This window comes from Variovorax sp. UMC13 (genome assembly GCF_014170375.1).
Lineage (GTDB): Bacteria > Pseudomonadota > Gammaproteobacteria > Burkholderiales > Burkholderiaceae_C > Variovorax.
In genome coordinates this window covers 71583-93999 of record NZ_LZZW01000040.1, presented here as the reverse complement: position 1 = coordinate 93999, position 22417 = coordinate 71583, and the positions used below count along the sequence as shown (strand labels likewise).

The window sequence follows — 22417 nt, the reverse complement described above, 5'->3', positions numbered from 1 at the left end:
GCGTCCTGAAGTGCTGGACAGAGGGGCGGCTCAATAGCCGGCGAAGAATTCGATCGCCACCTGCTCGGGCGACACGCCGCAGGCGTCGAGGCAGTCCTGCATGGCCGCGACCATCGCCGTCGGTCCGACGATGTAGTAGTGGCAGGCCTGCCAGTCAGGCACTTCCTGCTGGATGACGTCGGCCGTGATGAGTCCGGGGCGCGTGGCAGACCCGAGTGCAGTCTCAGGCAGCGAAGCCTCGCCCTGTTCCGCGATCACATGGACCACGCGCAGCGATGGCAGCTCGGCGCAGAGCCGCGCGAGTTCGTCGCCCCAGGCCGCGAGATCGGGCGTGCGGTTGCCGTAGAGCAGGGTCACGGGCGGCGTCGGCCTGCCGGCCGCGGCCTCGTGCTGCAGGTGCCGCAGCATGCTGAAGAAGGGTGTGATGCCGATGCCGCCGGCCAGCATCACCAGCGGCCGGGTCGGGTCCGCGGGCAGCACGAAGTCGCCCATCGCCGGGCTCAGCAGCACGCTGGCGCCTTCGCTGCCGACCGCGCAGGCCGACAGGTGGCGCTTGAAGGGCGTGTCGCGCATGCGCATCGCGATCATCAGCTGCGGGTCGTGCGGCGCGCTGGCGATCGACAGCATGCGCTCGCCGTCGTCGGAGCCATCTTCGGGGGTGTCGAAGCCGGCCAGCTGCACGCTGACGAACTGGCCGGCCTCGAACTCGAAGCCCGCGGGGCGCTCGAGGAAGAAGGCCACGGTGTCGGTGGCGACGGTCGTGCGTGCGAGCACGCGGACGGAGAAGCTGTCGGGGTCGGTCATGGGACGCTGCCGTTTCGGGTGGGGGAAGGGGCGGGGGACCAGGAGACGCTGACGTCGCCGCCGACGAAGGTCTGGCAGGCCATGCGGTAGCCCTGTGCCAGCTCGGCCTCCGACAGGTGCTTGCGCTCCTTGGGCTTCACCGTGTCGGCATGTTCCAGGCCGCGCTCGATCCGGCATTTGCAGGTGCCACACAGGCCGCCGCCGCACTTGAAGGGAATGCCGCCCTGCCCACGCAGCGAAACCCGCAGCAGGTTGCTGTTCTCGGGCGCGGTCAGGACCTTGTGGTCGTTGGTGATGAAGGTGATGCTGATCATGGGCGGTCGAGTTCTGATGCGTCGATGCGCAGCAGGCGCACGTCCAGGGTCCCGAAGTTCACGAGCTGCGACAGTTCCTCGCGCGCGGCCTCGAGCGTGTCGAAGCCCGGCAGGAACTTGGAGGGCACGAGATTGCGCAGGGGCGGATCGCCGTCTTCCACGATCGCGACCTTCACCGGCCGCTGCAGCTGCGCGATCACGAAGCGCGCGCGCCGCTGGCCGCAGAAGAAATAGTCGTGGGCTTCGACGGCATGGAGTCCGTCGCACAGTTCGGTGCGGAACTGCCCGTCCTTGTTCGTGAGGATCACGTATGCAGAGGCCATGGGAGGGGTCGGTGGGGTGTCAGGTGGGCGCGCTCTCGCCCTGGCTGATCTCGATGTCGTGGTGGATCCAGAGCTGGCAGGCCAGCCGGAAGCCCGCATCGAGCTGCGCGCCGAGTTGCTTTTTCTCTTTCCAGTTGGGCTCGGCCAGGTGCTCGGCGCCGCGCAGGACCCTGCACATGCACTTGGAGCACTTGCCCATCCCGCAGCCGTAGTCGAGGTGCGGAAAAGGAAACTGCTTGATGCCGGCGCGCACCACCAGGTTGGTGTTGGGCCGCACCTCGCCTTCGTGGCACTGGCCGTCTTTACGGATCACAACTTTGGGCATGGGCAATCGGTTCCATGGGTCGCGGGGTGGGGCGCTCGGGCCGCATCGGTCGGCGCCAGGGCTCGAGGGCTAATGTCGAAGCGAAGCCCTGCGCGCGTCAAACCACATCAGCGCCGCCGATGCGTGGCATCAGAAATATTGATAGGAGTGGACGGTTTGCATCGGCTGTCCATAGGATCACGACAAGCCCGAAAAAGGCCCCGTGCCGTGCGCCTCTCGGTGGCCGCGGACCTCCGTTCAGACCCACAAAGGACCACCCCATGACCGCATTGATGAGCAAGGAAGATTTCCGCCACGCACTCGAGGAAAAGGTGCGGGGCAAGAGCGCGAACAAGTCGCCGTTCAGCATCGCCTGGGCCGAGGGCCGGCTCTCGCGCGCCCACCTGGCGCGCTGGGCCGAGAACCACTACCACTACGTGGGCCCGTTCGCGGACTACCTGGGCTTCATCTACGCGCGCACGCCGGCCCACCTGCTCGAGGTCAAGGACTTCATGCTGGCCAACATGTACGAGGAAGAGATCGGCGGCGACCGCCACACCGACCTGCTGATCCGTTTTGCGGAAGCCTGCGGTTCCTCCCGCGCGCGGGTGACCGATCCGGACAACATGCTGCCCTCGACGCGCGGCCTGCAGAGCTGGTGCTATTCGATGGCCATGCGCGAGAACCCGATCATTGCGGTGGCCGGCATCGTGGTGGGGCTGGAGTCGCAGGTGCCCTCGATCTACCGCAAGCAGGCGCCGACGCTGCGCGACCAGTACCAGTTCACCGACGAGGAGGTCGAGTTCTTCGACCTGCACATCGTGTCCGACGAGATCCACGGCGAGCGTGGCTACCAGATCGTGATCGAGTATGCCGACACGCCGGAGCTGCAGGCCGCCTGCCTCAAGGCCTGCGAGGTCGGCGCGCAGATGCGCCTGCTCTACACCGCGGAGCTCTTCCGCGTGTACGTCCAGCAGGACCTGGAAAAGGAAGCGGCCGCGCTGGTCGACTGAAACCCCCGATTCCCGCACCCACATCGACACAGCATGAGCACTCCACAGGACGCCCTCAACCTCATCGACGGCCGCTGGCAGCCCGCGGCCGGTGGCGCATGGGGCCACCGCCACGACCCGGCCGACGGCGCGCCGCTCGGTCGCCATGCGGCCTCGGAGCGCGGCGACGCCGAAGCGGCCGTGGCCGCGGCGCGCCGGGCCTTCGAGCTGCCGGGCTGGTCGCAGAACCCGCGCCTGCGCCAACTGGTGATGCTGCGCTGGGCCGACCGGCTGGAGGCGCAGGCCGAGCCGCTGGCGCAGCTGCTGACCCGCGAGAACGGCAAGGTGCTCGCGCAGTCGCGCGGCGAGATCGCGGGCGCCGTGTCGGAGATCCGCTACTACGCGGGCCTGACGCGCTACATGCCGGGCCATGTGTTCGAGGTCGAGCCCGGCGCCTACTCGACCCTGCTCAAGGAACCCGCGGGCGTGGCCGGCATCATCGTGCCGTGGAACGCGCCGGTGGTGCTGCTGATCCGTTCGCTGACCCCGGCCCTGGCCGCGGGCTGCACCACGGTGATCAAGCCCGCGCCGCAGACGGCGCTGATCACCGCGCGCGTGATCGAGGCCCTGCATGCCTGCGAGGGCCTGCCGCCCGGCGTGGTCAACCTGGTGAGCGAAGACGGCCACGCGGTGGCGCAGTACCTGAGCGAGAGCACCGAGGTGGACGTGCTGAGCTTCACCGGCTCCAACGCCACCGGCCAGCGCATCATGGCCGCGGCCGCGCCCACCATGAAGAAGCTGTCGCTGGAGCTCGGCGGCAAGTCGGCCTGCCTGGTGTTCGAGGACGCCGACGTCGAGCAGACGGCGGCCGCGATCGCGGTGGCCGCCACCATCATCAGCGGCCAGCAGTGCACGGCCGCGCGGCGCGTGCTGGTGCATGCGCGCCAGTACGAGGCCATGCAGCAGGCCCTGACCGCGGCGCTGGCCGCGCAGCGCGTGGCGCCGGGCCTGATCGAGGGCGCGCAGATCGGGCCGCTGATCGACGCCGATGCGGCCCGGCTGGTGGGGCAGCGCATCGACGATGCGCTGCAGGCGGCCGACGCGGTGCTGCTGCGCGGCCGGCGCGAAGGCAACTTCGTGCACCCCTCGCTGGTGGCGCACCGCGACACGCGGGCCTTCTTCGTGCAGGAGGAGATCTTCGGCCCGCTGCTGGTGCTGGAGCGCTTCGAGGACGAGCGCGAGGCCATCGCGCGCGCCAACCACACCGAGTTCGGCCTGTCGGCCAGCGTCTGGACGCGCGACGGCGCGCGCGCGATGCGCGTGGCCCGCGCGCTGCGCAACGGCACGGTCTGGATCAACGACCACAACAAGCTCTTCGCCGAGGCCGAGACGGGCGGCTACCGGCGCAGCGGCCTCGGCCGGCTGCACGGCTACGACGCGCTGATCGACTTCCAGGAGATCAAGCACATCTACCAGCAGGTGGGCACGGCCTGAGCCAAGGCTGCGCGGGCGCCTTCTACAATCGCGCTTCACCCGCGCCTCCGGGCGATCTCACACCACAAGGCCCGCGTGGACCTCCGGCAGATTCAGTACTTTCTCGCGCTCTTCGAAGACGGCTCGATGACGCAGGCCGCGAAGCGGCTCGACGTGGTCCAGCCCACGCTGAGCATGCAGATCGCGAAGCTGGAGGAAGAGCTGGGCCAGCCCCTGTTCGAGCGCAAGCGGCGCGGCATGGCGCCCACCGCGCACGGGCGGCTCATGTACCGGCTGTTCCTGCCCATCGTGCGCGACATCGACACCGCGCGCGAACAGCTCGCGCAGCGCAGCGAGGTGGTCACGGGGCATGTGTCGCTGGGCCTGATCTCCTCGGTGGCCGAGAGCGTGCTGCCCGATGCGCTGTCGCGCTTCAATGAAGCCTATCCGCACGTGGAGGTCACGGTCTCGGTCGGCTACAGCGCCATGCTGATCGACTGGGTGACCAGCGGCCAGCTCGACGTCGCGATCATCAACGAGCCGCGCGCCAAGCTCTCGCTGGCCACCGAGTCGCTGGCCGAGGAAGACATGCTGCTGGTCACGAGCGCCGAGCACGGCCCGCGCCTGCCCGCCAACGTGCGGCTCGCACGGCTGCCCGAACTCGACCTGGACCTGGTGCTGCCCACGCGCCGGCATGGCCTGCGCGGCGTGCTGGAGGCCTCCGCCCGGCAGGAGGGCATCGTGCTCGCGCCCAAGTTCGAGATCGACGTGCTGAGCACCATCGTTCGCTTGGTGGAGCGCTCGCGCTTCGCCACCATCCTGCCGCGCATCGTGGTGCAGCGCGCGGTCAACGAGGGCACGCTGTCGGTTTGCCCGATCCTGTCGCCGCGCATCGTGCGGCACGTGGTGCGCGTCAGCCACAAGCGCCGGCCGCTGAGTGCCGCCACCCATGCGCTGATCGACCTGGTGGCCGACGAGATCCGGCGCGTGCTGAGCGCGGGCGACCCGCGCAAGTGAGCCGCGCGGGCGTGCGCTGAAGCGCCCCCGTGCCGCATCGACGCTTCGCCCGCAGCCTGAGCGGCCTTTGCCAATTCGCAAGCTTCGCAAATTCGCGGATTTCACTTCGCACAGATTCGCCTTTTCAGTCCTTCCGTCGATGCAGGCCTTTGCGTAGATTGCGAGGCCATGAACCCACCCGCTGGAACCACCGCGCTGCACGAACTGGTGCTGCCCGCCCACGCCAATCACCGCGGCACGCTGTTCGCGGGGCAGGGGCTGCAGCTCATGACCAAGGCCGCCTTCCTGGCGGCGCGCGGGCTCGCGCAGCGCGAGGTGGTGATGGCCGGCGTGACGCGCGCCGACTTCCTCGCCCCGGTTCCGGTGGGCCACCAGCTCACGCTGCGCGCCTGGGTCAGCCGCATCGGCCGCAGCTCGATGACCGTGTGCGTGACCGGCCTGGCCGACAGCCCCGGCATTCCCGCGGAAGAGGTTCTCAAGGGCGTGTTCGAGATGGTGGCGATCGACGCCGCCGGACGCCCCGCCGCCATCGACCGTTCTTACCTGGACAAGGAAACCGCATGACCACCACGACCACCCTGACCGAGCGCGCCGCACCGGCCGCCGCCTTCAAGCCCAAGAAGTCCGTCGCCCTGTCGGGCGTGACCGCGGGCAACACCGCGCTGTGCACCGTCGGCCGCACCGGCAACGACCTGCACTACCGCGGCTACGACATCCTGGACATCGCCGAGGTCTGCGAGTTCGAGGAGATCGCGCACCTGCTGGTGCACGGCAAGCTGCCCACGCGGGCCGAACTCAAGGCCTACAAGGCGCGGCTCAAGGCCATGCGCGGCCTGCCCGCGAGCGTGAAGAGCGCACTCGAGAGCCTGCCCGCCGGCGCCCATCCGATGGACGTGATGCGCACCGGCGTCTCGGCGCTGGGCTGCATCCTGCCCGAGAAGGACGACCACAACCTGCCCGGCGCGCGCGACATCGCCGACCGGCTCATGGCTTCGCTGGGCTCGATGCTGCTGTACTGGTACCACTGGAGCACCCAGGGCAAGCGCATCGAGGTGGAAACCGACGACGACTCCATGGGCGGCCACTTCCTGCACCTGCTGCACGGCGAGAAGCCATCCGAGGCCTGGGTGCGCGCCATGCACACCTCGCTGAACCTCTACGCCGAGCACGAGTTCAATGCCTCGACCTTCACCGCGCGCGTGATCGCCGGCACCGGCAGCGACATGTACTCCTCGATCGCTGGCGCCATTGGCGCGCTGCGCGGGCCTAAGCACGGCGGCGCCAACGAGGTGGCCTTCGAGATCCAGAAGCGCTACGACGCACCCGATGAGGCCGAGGCCGACATCCGCCGGCGCGTGGAGGCCAAGGAAGTGGTGATCGGCTTCGGCCACCCGGTCTACACGGTCAGCGATCCGCGCAACGTGGTGATCAAGGGCGTGGCCCGGCAGCTGTCCGACGCGGCCGGCTCGACCAAGATGTACGACATCGCCGAGCGGCTCGAGTCGGTGATGTGGGAGGTCAAGAAGATGTTCCCCAACCTGGACTGGTTCAGCGCGGTGAGCTATCACATGATGGGCGTGCCCACGGCCATGTTCACGCCGCTCTTCGTGATCGCCCGCACCAGCGGCTGGGCGGCCCACGTGATCGAGCAGCGCGTCGACAACAAGATCATCCGGCCGAGCGCCCACTACACCGGTCCGGAAGACCTGGTGTTCGTGCCGATCGGGGCGCGCAGCTGAAGCGCGGCGCTGGATGCCCACACGGCGATCCGGCGCCGTGCCAAAGTCGTGCAGCACAACGACTCCCGCACCGAACAAGAACCGAGCCTTGATTCCAGAGAGGCGCGCGGCGCGCCCCGCGACCGACCCACCACGATGAACTCCTCCTACCGAAAAAGACTTCCCGGCACCGCGCTGGACTACATCGACGCGCGCGCCGTGGTCGACGCCCTGCGGCCCGGCGCCTGGGACGGCCTGCCCTACACCGCGCGCGTGCACGCCGAGAACCTGGTGCGGCGCTGTGACCCGGCCATCCTCGAGGACTGCCTGCTGCAGCTCGTGGAGCGCCGGCGCGACCGCGACTTTCCCTGGTACCCGGTGCGCGTGGTGTGCCACGACATCCTGGGCCAGACCGCGCTGGTGGACCTGGCGGGCCTGCGCGATGCGATCGCGGCCGAAGGCGGCGACCCGGCGCAGGTGAACCCCGTGGTGCCGGTGCAGCTGATCGTGGACCATTCGCTGGCCGTGGAGTGCGGCGGCTTCGATCCTCAGGCCTTCGAGAAGAACCGCGAGATCGAGGACCGGCGCAACGAGGACCGCTTCCACTTCATCGAGTGGACCAAGCGCGCCTTCGCCAACATGGAGGTGATCCCGGCGGGCAACGGGATCATGCACCAGATCAACCTGGAGAAGATGTCGCCGGTGGTCTACGTGCAGGACGGCCTGGCCTTCCCCGACACCTGCGTGGGCACCGACAGCCACACGCCGCACGTCGATGCACTGGGCGTGATCGCGGTGGGCGTGGGCGGCCTCGAGGCCGAGAACGTGATGCTGGGCCGCGCCTCGTGGATGCGCCTGCCCGACATCGTGGGCGTCGAGCTCACCGGCCGGCGCCAGCCGGGCATCACCGCCACCGACATCGTGCTGGCACTCACCGAATTCCTGCGCCAGCAGAAGGTGGTCGGCGCGTATCTCGAATTCTTCGGCGAAGGCACGCAGGGCCTGACCATCGGCGACCGCGCCACCATCTCCAACATGTGCCCCGAATACGGCGCCACGGCCGCGCTGTTCTACATCGACGAGCAGACGCTCGCCTACCTGCGGCTCACGGGCCGCGAGGACACGCAGGTTGCGCTGGTCGAGCGCTACGCGAAGACCGCCGGCTTCTGGGGCGACGCGCTCCAGACCGCCCGCTACGAACGCGTGCTGCGCTTCGACCTCTCGGGCGTGGTGCGCAACATGGCCGGCCCGTCGAACCCGCACCGCCGCCTGCCGACCTCGCAGCTGGCCGCGCGCGAGATCGCCGTCGGCCTCGACGCGGCGCGCCAGCAGGAGGCCGCGGGCCTGATGCCCGACGGCGCGGTGATCATCGCGGCCATCACCTCGTGCACCAACACCTCGAACCCGCGCAACGTGATCGCGGCCGCACTGCTGGCGCGCAATGCCAACCGGCTGGGCCTGCAGCGCAAGCCCTGGGTCAAGTCCTCGCTGGCACCGGGCTCCAAGGCCGTCGAGCTCTACCTGCGCGACGCCGACCTGCTGAAGGACCTCGAACAGCTGGGCTTCGGCATCGTGGCCTTCGCCTGCACCACCTGCAACGGCATGTCGGGTGCGCTCGATCCGGCGATCCAGCAGGAGATCATCGACCGCAACCTCTACGCCACCGCAGTGCTCTCGGGCAACCGCAACTTCGACGGCCGCATCCATCCCTATGCCAAGCAGGCCTTCCTGGCCTCGCCGCCGCTGGTGATGGCCTACGCGATCGCGGGCACGATCCGCTTCGACATCGAGCGCGACGTGTTGGGCGTCGTCGACGGCAAGGAGATCCGCCTGCAGGACCTCTGGCCCGGCGACGAGGAGATCGATGCCATCGTCGCGGCCTCGGTGCGGCCCGAGATGTTCCGCCAGGTCTACGAGCCCATGTTCGCGATCCATCCGGACAGCGGCGAGAAGGTCAGCCCGCAGTACGACTGGCGCCCGCAGTCGACCTACATCCGGCGCCCGCCCTACTGGGACAGCGAGGGCGTGGGCGCGCTCGCAGCCGTGCCGCGCACGCTGCGCGGCATGCGGCCGCTGGCCATCCTGCCCGACAACATCACGACCGACCACCTGTCGCCCTCCAACGCGATCCTGCTGGACAGCGCCGCGGGCGAGTACCTGGCGAAGATGGGCCTGCCGGAAGAGGACTTCAACTCCTACGCCACGCACCGCGGCGACCACCTGACGGCCATGCGCGCCACCTTCGCCAACCCGCAGCTGGTCAACGAGATGGCGGTGGTCGACGGCGTGCAGCAGAAGGGCTCGCTGGCGCGCCTCGAGCCCGAGGGCCGGGTGGTGCGCATGTGGGAGGCCATCGAGACCTACCTGAACCGCCGGCAGCCGCTGATCATCGTGGCCGGCGCCGACTACGGCCAGGGTTCGTCGCGCGACTGGGCCGCCAAGGGCGTGCGCCTGGCGGGCGTCGAGACGGTGGTGGCCGAAGGCTTCGAGCGCATCCACCGCACCAACCTGCTGGGCATGGGCGTGCTGCCGCTGGAGTTCAAGCCCGGCACCACGCGCCTCACGCTGGGCCTGGACGGCAGCGAAACCTTCGACGTGGCCGGCCGGCCCGCGCCGCGCACCGATCTCACGCTGGTCGTGCACCGCAGGAGCGGCGACGTGCTGCAGGTGCCGGTGACCTGCCGGCTCGACACGGCCGAGGAAGTGTCGATCTACGAGGCCGGCGGCGTGCTGCAGCGTTTTGCGCAAGACTTCCTGGCCGCGAACAAGCAGGCCGCCTGAAGACCACCACCATTCCCTCACCATGGCATCCGTACCTCAGATCAAGATCCCCGCCGTCTACATGCGCGGCGGCACCAGCAAGGGCGTGTTCTTCCGCCTGCAGGACCTGCCGCCGGCCGCCCGCGAAGCCGGGCCGGCACGCGATGCGCTGCTGCTGCGCGTGATCGGCAGCCCCGACCCCTACGGCAAGCAGATCGACGGCATGGGCGGCGCGACCTCGTCCACCTCGAAGACCGTGATCCTGTCGCCGTCCACGCGCCCGGACCACGACGTCGACTATCTCTTCGGCCAGGTCTCGATCGACAGTGCCTTCGTCGAATGGACCGGCAACTGCGGCAACCTGTCGGCCGCGGTCGGGCCCTTCGCGATCTCGCAGGGCCTGATCGATCCGGCCCGCGTGCCGCAGAACGGCCTGTGCACCGTGCGCATCTGGCAGGCCAACATCGGCAAGACCATCGTCGCGCAGGTGCCGATGGTCGACGGCGAAGTGCAGGAGACCGGCGACTTCGAACTCGACGGCGTGACCTTTCCGGCCGCCGAGGTGGCGCTGGAATTCATCGACCCGGCCGACGAAGGCGACGGCGAGGGCGGTGGCGCGATGTTCCCGACCGGCCAGGTGGTGGACGACCTGGTGGTGCCCGGCGTGGGTACGTTGCGATCCACGCTGATCAACGCCGGCATCCCCACCATCTTCCTCGACGCCGCCGACATCGGCTACACCGGCACCGAGCTGCAGGAGGCCATCAACGGCGATGCCAAGGCGCTGGCCATGTTCGAGACCATCCGCGCGCATGGCGCGCTGAAGATGGGGCTGATCCAGCACATCGGCGAAGCGGCCCGGCGCCAGCACACGCCCAAGGTGGCTTTCGTCGCACCGCCCGCCGGCTACACCGCCTCCAGCGGCAAGGCCGTGCAGGCGGCCGACGTCGACCTGCTGGTGCGCGCGCTGTCGATGGGCAAGCTGCACCACGCCATGATGGGCACGGCCGCGGTCGCGATCGGCACCGCCGCCGCCATTCCCGGCACGCTGGTGAACCTCGCGGCTGGCGGCGGCGCGCGCCAGGCCGTGCGCTTCGGCCACCCCTCGGGCACGCTGCGCGTGGGTGCCGAGGCCCGCCAGGTCGATGGCCAATGGGTCGTGACCAAGGCCCTGATGAGCCGCAGCGCCCGCGTGCTGATGGAAGGCCGGGTCCGCATTCCCGGCGACAGTTTCTGATTGGAAGATTTCGAATGTCCACCCGCAAGCAACTCAAGTCCCTCGCCGAGGCCCGCCGCGGCCTGATTGTTCCCGGCGCCTTCAACGCGCTGTCCGCCAAGGTGGTCGAAGACCTGGGCTTCCAGGCGATCTACATCACCGGCGCCGGTGTCACCAACATGTGGTTCGGCATGCCCGACCAGGGCTTCATGGGCCTGGCGGAAATCGCCGACCACACGGCGCGCATCCGCGATGCGGTGTCGGTGCCGCTGATCGTCGATGCCGACACCGGCTTCGGCAACGCGCTCAATGTACGCCACACGGTGCGCACGCTGGAGCGCGCCGGTGCCGACTGCATCCAGTTCGAGGACCAGGTCGCGCCCAAGCGCTGCGGCCATTTCTCGGGCAAGGAGGTGATCGCCACCGAAGAGGCCGTGAGCAAGATCAAGGCCGCGGTCGACGCGCGCCAGGACCCCGACCTGCTGATCATGGCGCGCACCGATGCCGCCGCCGTGCACGGCTTCGAGGCCGCCATCGAGCGTGCCCAGAAGTTCGCCGAGGCCGGTGCCGACATCCTGTTCGTCGAGGCCGTGACCACGGTCGACGAGATCCGCGCGCTGCCGCAGCGCCTGGCCAAGCCCCAGCTCATGAACATGGTGATCGGCGGCAAGACGCCGATCTTCAACGCCACCGACCTGGGTGAACTCGGCTACGGCATCGTGCTCTACGCCAACGCGGCGCTGCAGGGCGCGGTCGCGGGCATGCAGAAGGCGCTGACCGTGTTGCGCGACGACAAGCAAGTGCAGGAGTCCAGCGGCCTGGTCGCGACCTTCGCCGAACGCCAGCGCCTGGTGAACAAGCCCGCGTGGGACGCGCTGGAGAAGCGCTACACCTGAGGCCGGTGTCCGGTGCCGTCGCAGGCGGACCGAACGCCCTTGGCCTCACGCCGTGGCGAACCGTTCCTTGGCCAGCTTCGTGCCTGCGGCCAGCGCTTCCAGCTTGCGCCATGCCACGTCGCGGCTCATCGGTGCCAGGCCGCAATTGGTGCACGGGAACAGCCGCTCCTTCGGCACGAATGCCAAGGCGCGGCCGATGGTGTCGGCCACTTCCTCGGGGGTCTCGACCACGTCGCTGGCCACATCGATCACGCCGACCAGCACGTCCTTGCCGGCCAGCAGCCTCATCAGGTCGGGCGGCACATGGGAATGGATGCATTCCAGGCTCACCTGGTCGATGGTGCTGCGGGCGAGCGCGGGAAACACCGTCTCGTACTGGCGCCATTCGTCGCCCAGCGTGCGCTTCCAGTCGGTGTTGGCCTGGATGCCGTAGCCGTAGCAGATGTGCACCGCCGTGGTACAGCTCAGGCCCTGCGCCGCGCGCTCCAGCGCCTGCACGCCCCAGTCGGCGGCATCCTTCATGTACACATTGAAGGCCGGCTCGTCGAACTGGATGATGTCCACGCCATCGGCCTGCAGCGCGAGCGCTTCCTGGTTGAGCAGCTCCGCGAACGCGAAGGCCATCTTCACCTTGTCACCGTAGAAGCGGTCCGCCACGGTGTCGACGATGGTCATCGGGCCGGGCAGGGTGAACTTCAGCTTCTTCTTCGTGTGGGCGCGCGCCAGCTGCGCTTCGAAGGCATGCACGCGGCCCTTCAGGCGCAGGGCCGACACCACCTGCGGCACCATCGCGTCGTAGCGGTTGTCGCGGATGCCCATCTTCACCTTGTGCTCGAAGTCGATGCCTTCGACCTGCTCGAGGAAGCCGTGCACGAAGTGCTGTCGCGATTGCTCGCCGTCGCCCACGATGTCCAGGCCGGCGTCTTCCTGGGCCTTGATCCACAGCAGGGTCGCGTCGGCCTTGGCCTGGCGAAGCGCATCGCCTTCGGCCTTCCATTGGGGCCAGAGCTTGTGGGTTTCGGCGAGCCAGGCGGGTTTCGGCAGGCTGCCAGCGATGGAGGTTTCGAACATCTGGGGTTTCCTCTTCAAGAAAAGATGGGTGTGGTGAGCGGGAGCTCAGGCCGCGCAATCGGCAACCCATTGTTCCAGCACATTCCTGTAAGGCTTGATGAAGTGCTCCTCGGCAAACTTCCCCTGCTGGACCGCCAGCTGGCTGCGCTCTTCCCGGTCATAGACGATCTGCGTCGACGAGTAATCCTGGTTGTTCAGGCTGGGTCGGTAGAGTTTTCCCGCCGCTGAATTGGCGTTGTAGATCTCGGGGCGGTAGATCTTCTGGAAGCTTTCCATCGTGCTGATGGTGCCGATCAACTCGAGGTTGGTGTAGTCGCCCAGCAGGTCGCCGTGGAAGTAGAAGGCCAGCGGTGCGACGCCATTGGGCGGCATGAAGAAGCGAACCTGCATCCCCATCTTCGCGAAGTAGCGGTCGGTCGAGGACAGCTCGTTCTGCTGGTACTCCACTCCCAAGGCGGGGTGCTGGTTTCCGTTCCGCTGATAGGTCTTGCTGGTCGAGGCGCTGATGCAGATGACAGGCGGCTTGTGGAAGTGCTTGCTGTAGGTGACCGAGTTGGCGAATTGCTGGAACAGCCTGCCATGCAGGTCGCCGAAATCGTCCGGCGTGCCGAACTCCGTTCGATGGGCGTTGTACGCCGGAAGCACGACGCTGAAGTCGTAGTCGCGCACGTAGGAGGAAAAGTTGTTCCCCGCGATGCCGTCGATGCGCTGGTTCGTCTTCCTGTCGAGGATGCGGGTCTTCAGGATCTCGATCAGCGGAAATGCACCCTCGCCGCGCTTCGCATCCATGCCCACCTCGACGGAGATGATCTCGAGCTCGACCGCGTAGCGATCTCCCGTCGGATTGTCCCAGTGCGCCAGGTCATTGAAGCGGTTGTCGATCATCCTCAGCGTGTTGCGCAGGTTCTGGAGGCGGCTCGTTCCCCGGGCCAGGTTGGCGAAGTTGGTGGTGATGCGCGTACCGTCCGATGGCTGATAGTTCTCGTCGAAACGGATGCTCTTGATGTGAAAGCTGAGTTCTGGGTTCATGGCGATCTCGTGACCTGGTTCTTCTGAAAATGGACGGCGCTGGTTCAGGCCACGGCCTCGGCGAGCGAGGGTGTGGCGTGGTGCGTGAGCGCGATCAAGGGCAGTGCCCGCTGGACGGCCAGGGTGGCCCGATGGACCAAGGCCTCATTCCGCAGGCGGTGGTCCACGAAATCCGTGTCGGTCGCGTAGACGCCCAGCGGCAAGGTGCGCGCCTGGAAGAAGCTGAACAGCGGCCGCAGCTGGTGGTCGATCACCAGCGCATGGCGCTCGCTGCCGCCGGTGGCAGCCAGCAGCACCGGCTTGTCGATCAGGGCGTCCTGGTGGATGAAGTCGAAGAAGTGCTTGAACAGCCCCGTGTAGGCACCGCGGAAGACCGGCGTCGCCACCACCAGCACGTCCGCCTGCTCGACCGCCGCAAGTTCCCGCTCCACCGTATCGGGCAGTTGCGAGCGCCAGACCGCGCCGGCCAGCTGCGGTGCGAGCTGGCCGAGTTCGACCAGGCGCGTCTCGCACGGAAGTTCGTCGGCGATCAGGTCCAGCAGGTGCTCTGCCAGGGCGGCCGACCTGGAAGGGCGTTGCAGCCCGCCGGAAACTGCGACCAGGCGGAGGGGGCGTGTCATTTCTTCTGTCTTTCTTTCATCTGGATGGTCTCCCGTGCCTATCGATGGGGCACACCGCTGCAGCACGAAGGCCAGGGCCGCTCTCGAGAAGGAAAGCGACCGATGGAAGCGGATGGTAGGGATGTGGTTCGATGAAGTAAAATGGTTTTATTTCACCAATCCATGAGTGGAATTCATTCGAATGCTTGAGCGCATCCACCTCAGCATCGTCCAGCAGGTCGAGGCCCAAGGGTCGTTGACGGCCGCCGCGGGCGTGCTCAACCTGACCCAGTCGGCCCTGAGCCACAGCATGAAGAAGCTGGAGCAGCAACTGGGCACCGACGTCTGGCTGCGCGAAGGCCGAAGCCTGCGCCTGACCCAGGCCGGCCAGTACCTGCTGGCGGTGGCGAACCGGGTGCTGCCGCAGCTGGACCTGGCCGAAGAGCGGCTGGGCCAGTTCGCGCAGGGCGAGCGCGGTGCGCTGCGCATCGGCATGGAATGCCACCCGTGCTACCAGTGGCTGCTCAAGGTGGTCTCGCCCTATCTGGCCGCATGGCCCGACGTGGATGTGGACGTGAAGCAGAAATTCCAGTTCGGCGGGATCGGCGCGCTCTTCGGCTACGAGATCGACCTGCTGGTCACGCCCGACCCGCTCTACAAGCCGGGGCTGAAGTTCGAGCCCGTGTTCGACTACGAGCAGGTGCTGGTCGTGGCCAAGGGCCATCCGCTGGCTTCGGCGGCGTACGTGAAGCCGCAGCAGCTGACGCGGGAGGTGCTCATCAGCTACCCCGTGGACGTCGAGCGGCTGGACATCTACAACCAGTTCCTGCTGCCGGCCGGCGTCACGCCCAAGCGCCACAAGGCCATCGAGACCACCGACATCATGCTGCAGATGGTGGCCAGCGGCCGCGGCGTGGCCGCCCTGCCGCGCTGGCTGGTCGAGGAGTACGCGGCCAGGATGGACGTGGTGCCGGTGCGGCTGGGCGCGCGCGGCATCGCCAAGCAGATCTTCCTGGGCGCGCGCGAGGCGGACATCGCCATCGACTACGTGCGGGCCTTCATCGAACTGGCCCGCCAGCCTGCCGCCGCCATCGGCATTGCGCAAGGAAGCGGCCGCCCATGAAAAAGCCCGGCGCTCTCGCGAGCCGCCGGGCCAGGATCGTCAGCGCGGCGCGCCGGTCATTTCTTCTTGCGGTTGGTCGCGCGCGTGGCGGGCGGCGTTGTGCGCGGCAAGCTGTCGCCCGCGCGCAGCGGGTCACTCGCAGGATCTACTTGAGGTGCGGTAGATGGTACCGACAGGAATCTCTGAACTCCCGCGCCTCATGTTGCAGCCACATCTCGACCTTCTGAACTGAATCGTCAGCGTCGGGTGGCGTGATGAAGGCATAGGAGGCGACAGAAGGTACGCTGAGCTTGAAGATGTCGATCAAACGGCCGGACACCAGGTCATCGAGAACCAATGCAGCCCGCCCCATGGCGACTCCCTGGCCATTGGCAGCGGCAGCAAGCGCGAGCAGAGAAAGATTGAAGGTGTTTCCGAGCTCCAGCTCGCCAATGCCGACCTCCGCTTGCTCGAGCCAGAATTCCCATTCCTCGTATTCGCCGGCACCAACCCATGGGCTGCTGTCGTGCAGTAGCCATTGCGGCTTGAGCTGCGCCGGTGTCTTCAGCTCTGGATGCTGTTCCAGAAACTTCGGACTGGCGACGGGCAAAAGCCATTCGTCCAGAAATGGCTTGGCTTCCAGGTCCTCGTAGCGGCCGAGGTCGTATCGCACGGCTGCATTGAGCCCCTGCCGATGAAGTTGCAGCAGGTCGAGCCGGTGAAACTCCCCCTGAATCTTCAGATGGGTGCCGGGACAGGTTCGAAAGAAGTTGCCCAGCCGCGGGGTGAGCCACACCATGGCAAAGGATGGGGAGCAGCTCAGAGTGACTTCTTCACGGTTCTGGCTGGCGCGAAGCTGGGAAAGCGTGAGGTCCAGCGAACGAAAGGAGTCGTGCGCCACGGCATACAGTCGCTCTCCTTCGGGGGTCAAGGAAAGTGAACGGGAGGCGCGTACAAAAAGAGGGCGCCGCAGGGCGCCCTCCAAGTTTTTCACCTGCTGGCTGATCGCGCCTTGCGAAACGCAAAGCTCCGCTGCTGCGCGGGTGAAGTTGGCATGCCGGGCGGCCGCCTCGAAGCTCCGCAGCCACACCATCATGGACGAAGAAAGCATGCTCATGAATCGACCACAGACTGTGAATGGAAGGAGGGGTTTGGGATCGAGCCCGGGCTTCGTGGCGGCTGTTGGTCGAAACGTCAGGCCGCAGCGATGGCGCTTGGGTCGGCCCGTTGCCGACAACAGTTTGCCTCAGCTTCTGCAGGCAGGATGTACCCGCTGGGTCCGAGTGGCCGCTGGGGCGAGCCGGGCGACGAACCGGTCCACAGCGCCGTGGCCATGCACGAGGAGCAGCGTGCGCAGGCGACAGCGCCAACACCACCCAGCAGGCGCTGATCGGCGCGAGGCATGGAAGCCAGGGATCCACCGATCAACGCGTGAGCAAGAGAGGCGCGGTCGATGAGACCGCAACCCACAGCGCCAACCTTGCCGAGCGTCTAGGCGCCTGGCGCCACGGCATGCACACGCGCGCCTTCAGCGAGGTACGTCTCGTATTCTTCCTTCGGGACCATGCCGCCGCCCGTGGCCCAGATGAGATGCGTCGCGTTGCGCCATGCGCTTGGAGAAATCCCCAGGCACTGGGAATGCGCATGGAGCCGGGCGAAACCTGGGGCGCCCGCCACTGCGGACGGCTCCAGCCGGATGCCCTCGCTCGACTGCGCCATGTACACCAGCGCAAACATCTCGTCATCGGTCAGCGAGTAGACAGCGCTGATCATGCGGTGCATGGCACGCCCGACGAAACCCGATGGCCGCCCCACGGCGAGCCCGTCCGCGGCGGTGTGATTGCTGATGCCGAAATCGCCGATGGCGACCTCATCGTGAAGGCCTGTGTACATCCCGAGGAGCATGCAGGGCGACTGCGTCGGCTCCGCGAAAACACAGTGGACGTTGTCCCCGAAAGCCTGTTTGAGCCCGAAGGAAATGCCGCCAGGGCCACCCCCGACGCCGCAGGGAAGGTAGACAACGAGCGGCGATTCCGCCGTCACGGCAACGCCCATCGCCTCCAGTTGCTGCTTAAGTCGCCACCCGCCGACGGCATAGCCGAGGAACAGCGTGCGGGAATTCTCATCGTCGACAAAATAGCTTGCTGCATCGCGCTCGCTTTCCTTGCGGCCGTTCTCGACGGCCACGCCGTAGTCTCCCGCATGCTCGACCACATTGACACCGTGCGAGCGCAGCTTGGCTTTTTTCCAGGCGCGAGCGTCATCCGACATGTGAACCGTCGTGGCAAAGCCAAGCGTCGAGGCAGCGATCCCGATCGACAGGCCCAGGTTGCCGGTGGAGCCGACAACCACGCCATGACGGGAAAAAAGGTCCTTGACCGAGGGCTCGGCCAGCTTCACATAGCTGTCCCCCTCCGAAAGCAATCCTGCCATCTGCGCCAGTTTCTCGCCGTGGCAAAGCACTTCGTAGATGCCTCCACGCGCCTTCACCGAGCCGGAAATGGGAAGGTGGCTGTCGAGCTTCATCAGCAGCCGCTTGGGCACCTCCACGTTGTAGCGGCGAGCGATCTCCGTCGCGAGTTTGGGAATCTCGCGGACTTCGGATTCGATGAGGCCTGCAGCTTCGCTCACTTCGGGGAAAACGCTCGCCAGATACGGCGCGAAACGCTGCAGGCGCGCCTCTGCGTCGGCCAGGTCCTCGTATGTCAGCTCGATATCGGCGCGTGCCTGCGTGAATGCGACCATGTTGGGATTGAGCCAAAGCACAGGCTCGCCCTTGACCACCTCTCGCATCAAGGGATGGGAATCGACCCAAGCTTCGAGGGTTTTTCCATGCACGACCTTCCCACAGGAAATTTCAGTAACGTTGCGATCTTTGACTGCATCCATGTCGTTCGGGCCTACTTGACGGTGCGCTCGAGGGCCTGAAAGAACAGCTCGGACTGAAGGCGCTCGCCCTGTAGTTGAGCCGCGGTGATGGCCACCAGTTCAACGTTGACCGAACGCGTCGGCACCCCCATCGCCCTGGCCTGAACTTCAAGCTGGCAGGCGCGTTCCAGGTAATAGAGATCGTCGTAGGCGTAGTCCAGGCGATCCCCGCACACGATCACGCCGTGGTTCGCCAGGAAGACGACGTCGGCCCCCTGGGTGGCGCCGGCAATGCGCTGCCCTTCCGCATGGTCCAGTGCGAGACCGTTGAAAAGTGGGTCACTCGAGATGCGCCCATGGAACCGCATGGCGTTCTGCGAGAGCGTGGTGTCCAAGGCACATTGCTCCGTCAGGCTCAATGTGGTGGCGAACGGCGCATGGCTGTGGAGCACCACCTGCTTCCTGGCCACGCGATGCATGGCCGCGTGGATGAACATCGCCGACGGTTCCACACTGTGGCGGCCGACCAGCTTCTCGCCGTTTCCATCCACCAGGAGGATGTCGTCCGCCTGGATCTCCTGCCACATCAATCCACGCGGGTTGAGCAGAAACTTGTCACCGTCCTGCGGGAGTGCGACGCTGAAGTGGTTGCACACGCCTTCAGCCAGCCCGTGCATCGCCGCTGCACGGAGCGCCACGGCCAACTGCTCGCGCAGGCGACGGATCGGGGGAGCCAAATAGATTTGGGCGACGCTGTCGGAGACCGCGCAGAAATCTTCAGACAACAGGGGGGGCGTAGTGGGCATCGCAGTTCCAGAATGTTCGACTTTTGTGTTCGACTTTTATCGGGCACTGGCGCAGGCCAGCGGGGAGGGGGACTCTGCGCGTTCCTTCATTCGCAGAATCAGCACGAGAACAATCGTGAGCAGCATCCCGCCTGCCATGTACACCAACCCGTAGGCCAGGCTGCCGGTGCGCTCCTTGATCAGGCCGATGCCAAAGGGACCGAGGTATCCGCCCAGATTGCCAATCGAATTGATGGCGGCCAGACCCGCTGCCGCACCCGCACCGGTGAGAAAGCGGCCGGGGAGGGTCCACAGCACGGCAGATGCCGAGTACAGGCTGAACCCCACGAAGCAGAGGCAAAAGAGTTGCATCGCGAGTGAGGAAAAGAACGCCGCGCCCAGCAGCCCCAGGATGCCAACAAGGGAGCATCCGATGATGTGAAAGTGGCGCTCGTTCCGCTTGTCGGAACTGCGTGGAATCACCAGCAAGCCGATCACACCGAAAAGGAAGGGGACGGCCGACAGGAACCCGGTCGTCAGGTCGGTCACTGCAAACCCTTTGATGAGCGTGGGGAGCCACAGGGACAGGCCGTAGATTGCCAACGGAATTGGCACGTAGGCAAAGGCAAGCATCAAGACGCGCGAATCCTTCAGCGTGCCCAGAAGACTGTGGCTTGCTTCCTTCGAGCGGATTCTGTCCGCGTCCTTCTTGACTTCGCGGTTGAGGATCTCCGCCTCTTCCTTGGTCAGCCACTTGGCGTCAGACGGTGTATCGGGCAGAAGCTTGAGCGTCGGGATGACAAGCAGAACCGCTGGAACGCCGCACACGATGAAGACCCATTGCCATCCTTGAAGACCCCCCAGGCCATTCATGCCGAGCAGTGCACCCGCCAGCGGGCCCGCGAGCATGGGTGCGAGGGGTTGGGCGAAAGCGAAGAGACCGTAGATTTTTCCGCGCCGCTGGGCGGGGTACCAAAGCGTGAGGTAGTACAGAACGCCAGGGTAGAAGCCGGCTTCCGCCGCACCCAGCAGAAATCGGAACCAGTAGAAGCTGGTCGGACTTTGAATCAGTGCCATCGCGGCAGTGATGCACCCCCACGTGAACAGAATCCGGGCAAACCACTTCCGGGCGCCCACGCGTGTCAGGATGAGGTTGCTGGGAATTTCGAAAGCGATGTAGCCAAGGAAGAAAAGGCCTGCCCCCAGGCCGTAGGCCGCATCGCTGATCCCCACGTCGACGTTCATCTGGAGCTTGGCGAATGCCAGGACCGATCGGTCGATGTACGCGACCAGATACAGGAGGACGAGGAACGGGATCAGCCGCAAGGTTACGCGTTTGTAGAGTGCATCTTCTGACGTCATGTTTGTCTCTGCTTCGTTCTTTGAGGGGTTGGGAGTTGGCGCGTGTTCAGCAGGTGAACGGTTCGGAAATGTCTGTGTCGCGAGGCCAGAACGGCGTGACCTTGTTCTTCCAGGGAAGCGCGGCAAGATTGGAAGACGATGAGCCGACGCTGTCGATCAGGAACCATGAGGCCCCTTCTGCGAGAAGATTCCGGAAATTCATGCCGTTCTTCAGCACCACGATGTCCATTCCGGCGCTGTCGATGCCAACCGCTCGAAACTGCTCGTCCGCATACTCGTAGGTGCCATGGGTCGTCACGAGGACGAAGATGTTGCGAACCTGCAGAACGGCGCAAGGCCCCATGTAGCCCGTCGTGCCCGCGGACGGGCCGGCCAGATAGGTGAATTCGCCGGAGTGGACAGTCACCACCTTGGCGGTGATGCAGAGCGGCGCCCCGTGCCTGCCGTCGAGCTTGAACCCGACGGCGACAGACACCGTGGCGCCGACGCCTGCGGCCGTTGCCAGGCTCGCCACCTCGGCGTCGACCAAGGAGAGGGCGCACTTCGCTTCCCCCGCCTGCGCCATCAGATGCGCAAGAACGAATGAGGCATCGCCTGCGGCGCCTGCGCCGACGCTGTCACCGGTGTCGGCCAACACACATGGCTTCACCTCGGCAGCGAGGGCGCGCGAGATGGCGTCGTCGATCGGCAGGAGCGGCAGGACGAAGGCTTCACGGCGCGCCCAGAAATCGCGGGCGACCGTTTCCGCGGCCGCTTTCGCAAGGTCCATCTTCTGGTCTGCGATGGCGACCACCACATTGCTCGCGCGGTCGTCGTCCAGCCACGGCTGACAGGTGAAGTAGCTGATGGATTCGACGCCATCGCGTTCGAGCTTTCTCGCCAACGCCTTGACTTGCTGCAGCGGCGCGCCCGGCACGAGCGTCGATCCGCCAACCACCGGGATCAACATCTTGAGCCGCACCATGGACATCACGGGCCGCAGTTCACCGACGAGCGCGCGCAGCAACAGCCGGCAGGCCTTCTTTCCTGTGGTGTACGCGTCATCGTGGGGGTAGTTTTCGTAGCCGACAAGAATCGACGCGTGCTCGATCATTTGCGCGGTGACATTGGCATGCAGGTCGAGACTCACGGCAATGATGGGCTTGTCACCGACAGCCTCACGAACGCGACGAAGCAGTTCGCCTTCTGCGTCCGGATAGCCGGGCGACGTCATTGCGCCGTGCAGGGCAAGATAAATACCCTCCACAGGTCCGATATCTTTCAGGCCCTGGATGATCTTGTCGACGACATGCTCGAAGAAGCTTCTGTCGACGGTGCCACCGGACCCGCCTTGCGTCGCGAGAATGGGGATGACGCCGACGGAAGCGCTCTCTTGCAGCGTCTCGATGCCACCCGTGAGGGCGAGCGGACTCGCAGCGATCCCGGGGATCACCTCGGCCTTTTCCAGGAACAGGGCGAATTCGCGAGGGCCGCAAATTTTGGGGGAAAAGTCGTTGCCTTCGAATTCAAAGCTCGCGACAGCAACATTGAAATGCGTGGAATTCATTGACTCTTTTTTGGAACGAGATGTGGGAGCGTCGAAGCGTCGCTCGAACGGGATTCAACTGTTGACGTCGAAATTATTGGTTTGTTTGAGTCAAAGAAAAAACCATTTATAGTTCTCTGACCATTAGTCAAACTAATTTATAGGCGGTGTTCGATTTGACGGCGCTTGCCCGAGATCGGCGTGATCACGCGGGCGCTGACGCCGAGTTCTGGGGGCGCCGTAGCCTTTGAACGAAGCG

21 protein-coding genes are annotated in these 22417 nt (G+C 66.2%); 9 read left to right on the top strand and 12 right to left on the bottom strand.

Features of this window, described 5'->3' with window-relative positions; genetic code table 11:
* Positions 1 to 30: 30 nt before the first annotated feature.
* The 4 genes from A9977_RS32540 to A9977_RS32525 are packed head-to-tail and all read right to left on the bottom strand — an operon-like array spanning position 31 to position 1766.
* Entirely contained in the window at positions 31 to 804 is a 774-nt protein-coding gene (locus A9977_RS32540) for a ferredoxin--NADP reductase (protein WP_183028964.1), read from the bottom strand.
* Positions 801 to 1118, bottom strand: a complete 318-nt coding sequence (locus A9977_RS32535; RefSeq protein ID WP_183028963.1) for a 2Fe-2S iron-sulfur cluster-binding protein — start codon at positions 1116 to 1118, stop codon at positions 801 to 803. The genes A9977_RS32540 and A9977_RS32535 overlap by 4 nt, the downstream gene beginning before the upstream one ends.
* The gene (locus A9977_RS32530) at positions 1115 to 1441 is read right to left on the bottom strand and encodes a ferredoxin (protein ID WP_183028962.1); all 327 of its coding nucleotides are present in this window, start codon (positions 1439 to 1441) and stop codon (positions 1115 to 1117) included. The genes A9977_RS32535 and A9977_RS32530 overlap by 4 nt, the downstream gene beginning before the upstream one ends.
* Positions 1442 to 1460: 19 nt before the next feature.
* On the bottom strand, positions 1461 to 1766 hold the full coding sequence (locus tag A9977_RS32525) for a 2Fe-2S iron-sulfur cluster-binding protein (protein ID WP_183028961.1): 306 nt from the start codon (positions 1764 to 1766) through the stop codon (positions 1461 to 1463).
* Between the two features lie 260 nt (positions 1767 to 2026).
* Between A9977_RS32525 and A9977_RS32520 the strand changes: the two genes are divergently transcribed.
* From A9977_RS32520 to A9977_RS32485, 8 genes are all read left to right on the top strand, one after another.
* On the top strand, positions 2027 to 2758 hold the full coding sequence (locus A9977_RS32520) for a TenA family transcriptional regulator (RefSeq protein WP_183028960.1): 732 nt from the start codon (positions 2027 to 2029) through the stop codon (positions 2756 to 2758).
* Positions 2759 to 2791: 33 nt separating this feature from the next.
* Positions 2792 to 4231 (top strand): aldehyde dehydrogenase family protein, encoded by a 1440-nt coding sequence (locus A9977_RS32515; protein ID WP_183028959.1) that lies wholly within the window; start codon positions 2792 to 2794, stop codon positions 4229 to 4231.
* Between the two features lie 75 nt (positions 4232 to 4306).
* The gene (locus A9977_RS32510) at positions 4307 to 5227 is read left to right on the top strand and encodes a LysR family transcriptional regulator (protein WP_183028958.1); all 921 of its coding nucleotides are present in this window, start codon (positions 4307 to 4309) and stop codon (positions 5225 to 5227) included.
* A 168-nt stretch (positions 5228 to 5395) separates the two neighbouring features.
* A complete protein-coding gene (locus A9977_RS32505; protein ID WP_183028957.1) occupies positions 5396 to 5791 on the top strand; it encodes an acyl-CoA thioesterase in 396 nt (131 codons plus the stop codon).
* Complete coding sequence (gene prpC / locus A9977_RS32500; RefSeq protein ID WP_183028956.1) at positions 5788 to 6966, top strand: 2-methylcitrate synthase; 1179 nt, start codon at positions 5788 to 5790, stop codon at positions 6964 to 6966. The genes A9977_RS32505 and prpC overlap by 4 nt, the downstream gene beginning before the upstream one ends.
* A gap of 135 nt (positions 6967 to 7101) precedes the next feature.
* Positions 7102 to 9726 (top strand): Fe/S-dependent 2-methylisocitrate dehydratase AcnD, encoded by a 2625-nt coding sequence (acnD, locus tag A9977_RS32495; protein WP_183028955.1) that lies wholly within the window; start codon positions 7102 to 7104, stop codon positions 9724 to 9726.
* A gap of 22 nt (positions 9727 to 9748) precedes the next feature.
* A complete protein-coding gene (gene prpF / locus A9977_RS32490) occupies positions 9749 to 10942 on the top strand; it encodes a 2-methylaconitate cis-trans isomerase PrpF (RefSeq protein ID WP_183028954.1) in 1194 nt (397 codons plus the stop codon).
* A gap of 14 nt (positions 10943 to 10956) precedes the next feature.
* Positions 10957 to 11817, top strand: a complete 861-nt coding sequence (locus A9977_RS32485; protein WP_183028953.1) for an oxaloacetate decarboxylase — start codon at positions 10957 to 10959, stop codon at positions 11815 to 11817.
* 45 nt (positions 11818 to 11862) lie between these two features.
* Here A9977_RS32485 and A9977_RS32480 read toward each other — a convergent pair whose 3' ends face one another.
* Genes A9977_RS32480 through msuE form a run of 3 tightly spaced genes read right to left on the bottom strand, consistent with a single transcriptional unit; the run spans position 11863 to position 14537 of the window.
* Positions 11863 to 12888 carry a methionine synthase gene (locus A9977_RS32480; RefSeq protein WP_183028952.1) on the bottom strand — a complete coding sequence of 342 codons (1026 nt, stop codon included), beginning with the start codon at positions 12886 to 12888 and terminating at the stop codon, positions 11863 to 11865.
* A gap of 45 nt (positions 12889 to 12933) precedes the next feature.
* A complete protein-coding gene (locus A9977_RS32475) occupies positions 12934 to 13917 on the bottom strand; it encodes a DUF1852 domain-containing protein (protein ID WP_183028951.1) in 984 nt (327 codons plus the stop codon).
* A 44-nt stretch (positions 13918 to 13961) separates the two neighbouring features.
* Positions 13962 to 14537, bottom strand: a complete 576-nt coding sequence (msuE, locus tag A9977_RS32470) for an FMN reductase (RefSeq protein WP_183028950.1) — start codon at positions 14535 to 14537, stop codon at positions 13962 to 13964.
* 181 nt (positions 14538 to 14718) lie between these two features.
* On the opposite strand from msuE, the gene A9977_RS32465 reads away from it, so the two are divergent.
* On the top strand, positions 14719 to 15639 hold the full coding sequence (locus tag A9977_RS32465; RefSeq protein WP_183028949.1) for a LysR family transcriptional regulator: 921 nt from the start codon (positions 14719 to 14721) through the stop codon (positions 15637 to 15639).
* 145 nt (positions 15640 to 15784) lie between these two features.
* On the opposite strand, the gene A9977_RS32460 is transcribed toward A9977_RS32465, so the two are convergent.
* The 5 genes from A9977_RS32460 to A9977_RS32440 all read right to left on the bottom strand — a co-directional run bounded on the left by A9977_RS32460 (position 15785) and on the right by A9977_RS32440 (position 22179).
* A complete protein-coding gene (locus A9977_RS32460) occupies positions 15785 to 16735 on the bottom strand; it encodes a LysR family transcriptional regulator (RefSeq protein ID WP_183028948.1) in 951 nt (316 codons plus the stop codon).
* A gap of 374 nt (positions 16736 to 17109) precedes the next feature.
* Entirely contained in the window at positions 17110 to 18507 is a 1398-nt protein-coding gene (locus A9977_RS32455) for a D-serine ammonia-lyase (RefSeq protein ID WP_183028947.1), read from the bottom strand.
* Between the two features lie 11 nt (positions 18508 to 18518).
* Positions 18519 to 19271, bottom strand: a complete 753-nt coding sequence (locus A9977_RS32450; RefSeq protein WP_405054722.1) for an aldolase — start codon at positions 19269 to 19271, stop codon at positions 18519 to 18521.
* Positions 19272 to 19328: 57 nt separating this feature from the next.
* Entirely contained in the window at positions 19329 to 20633 is a 1305-nt protein-coding gene (locus A9977_RS32445; RefSeq protein WP_183028945.1) for an MFS transporter, read from the bottom strand.
* A gap of 46 nt (positions 20634 to 20679) precedes the next feature.
* Complete coding sequence (locus tag A9977_RS32440; protein ID WP_183028944.1) at positions 20680 to 22179, bottom strand: M81 family metallopeptidase; 1500 nt, start codon at positions 22177 to 22179, stop codon at positions 20680 to 20682.
* Positions 22180 to 22417: the final 238 nt, after the last annotated feature.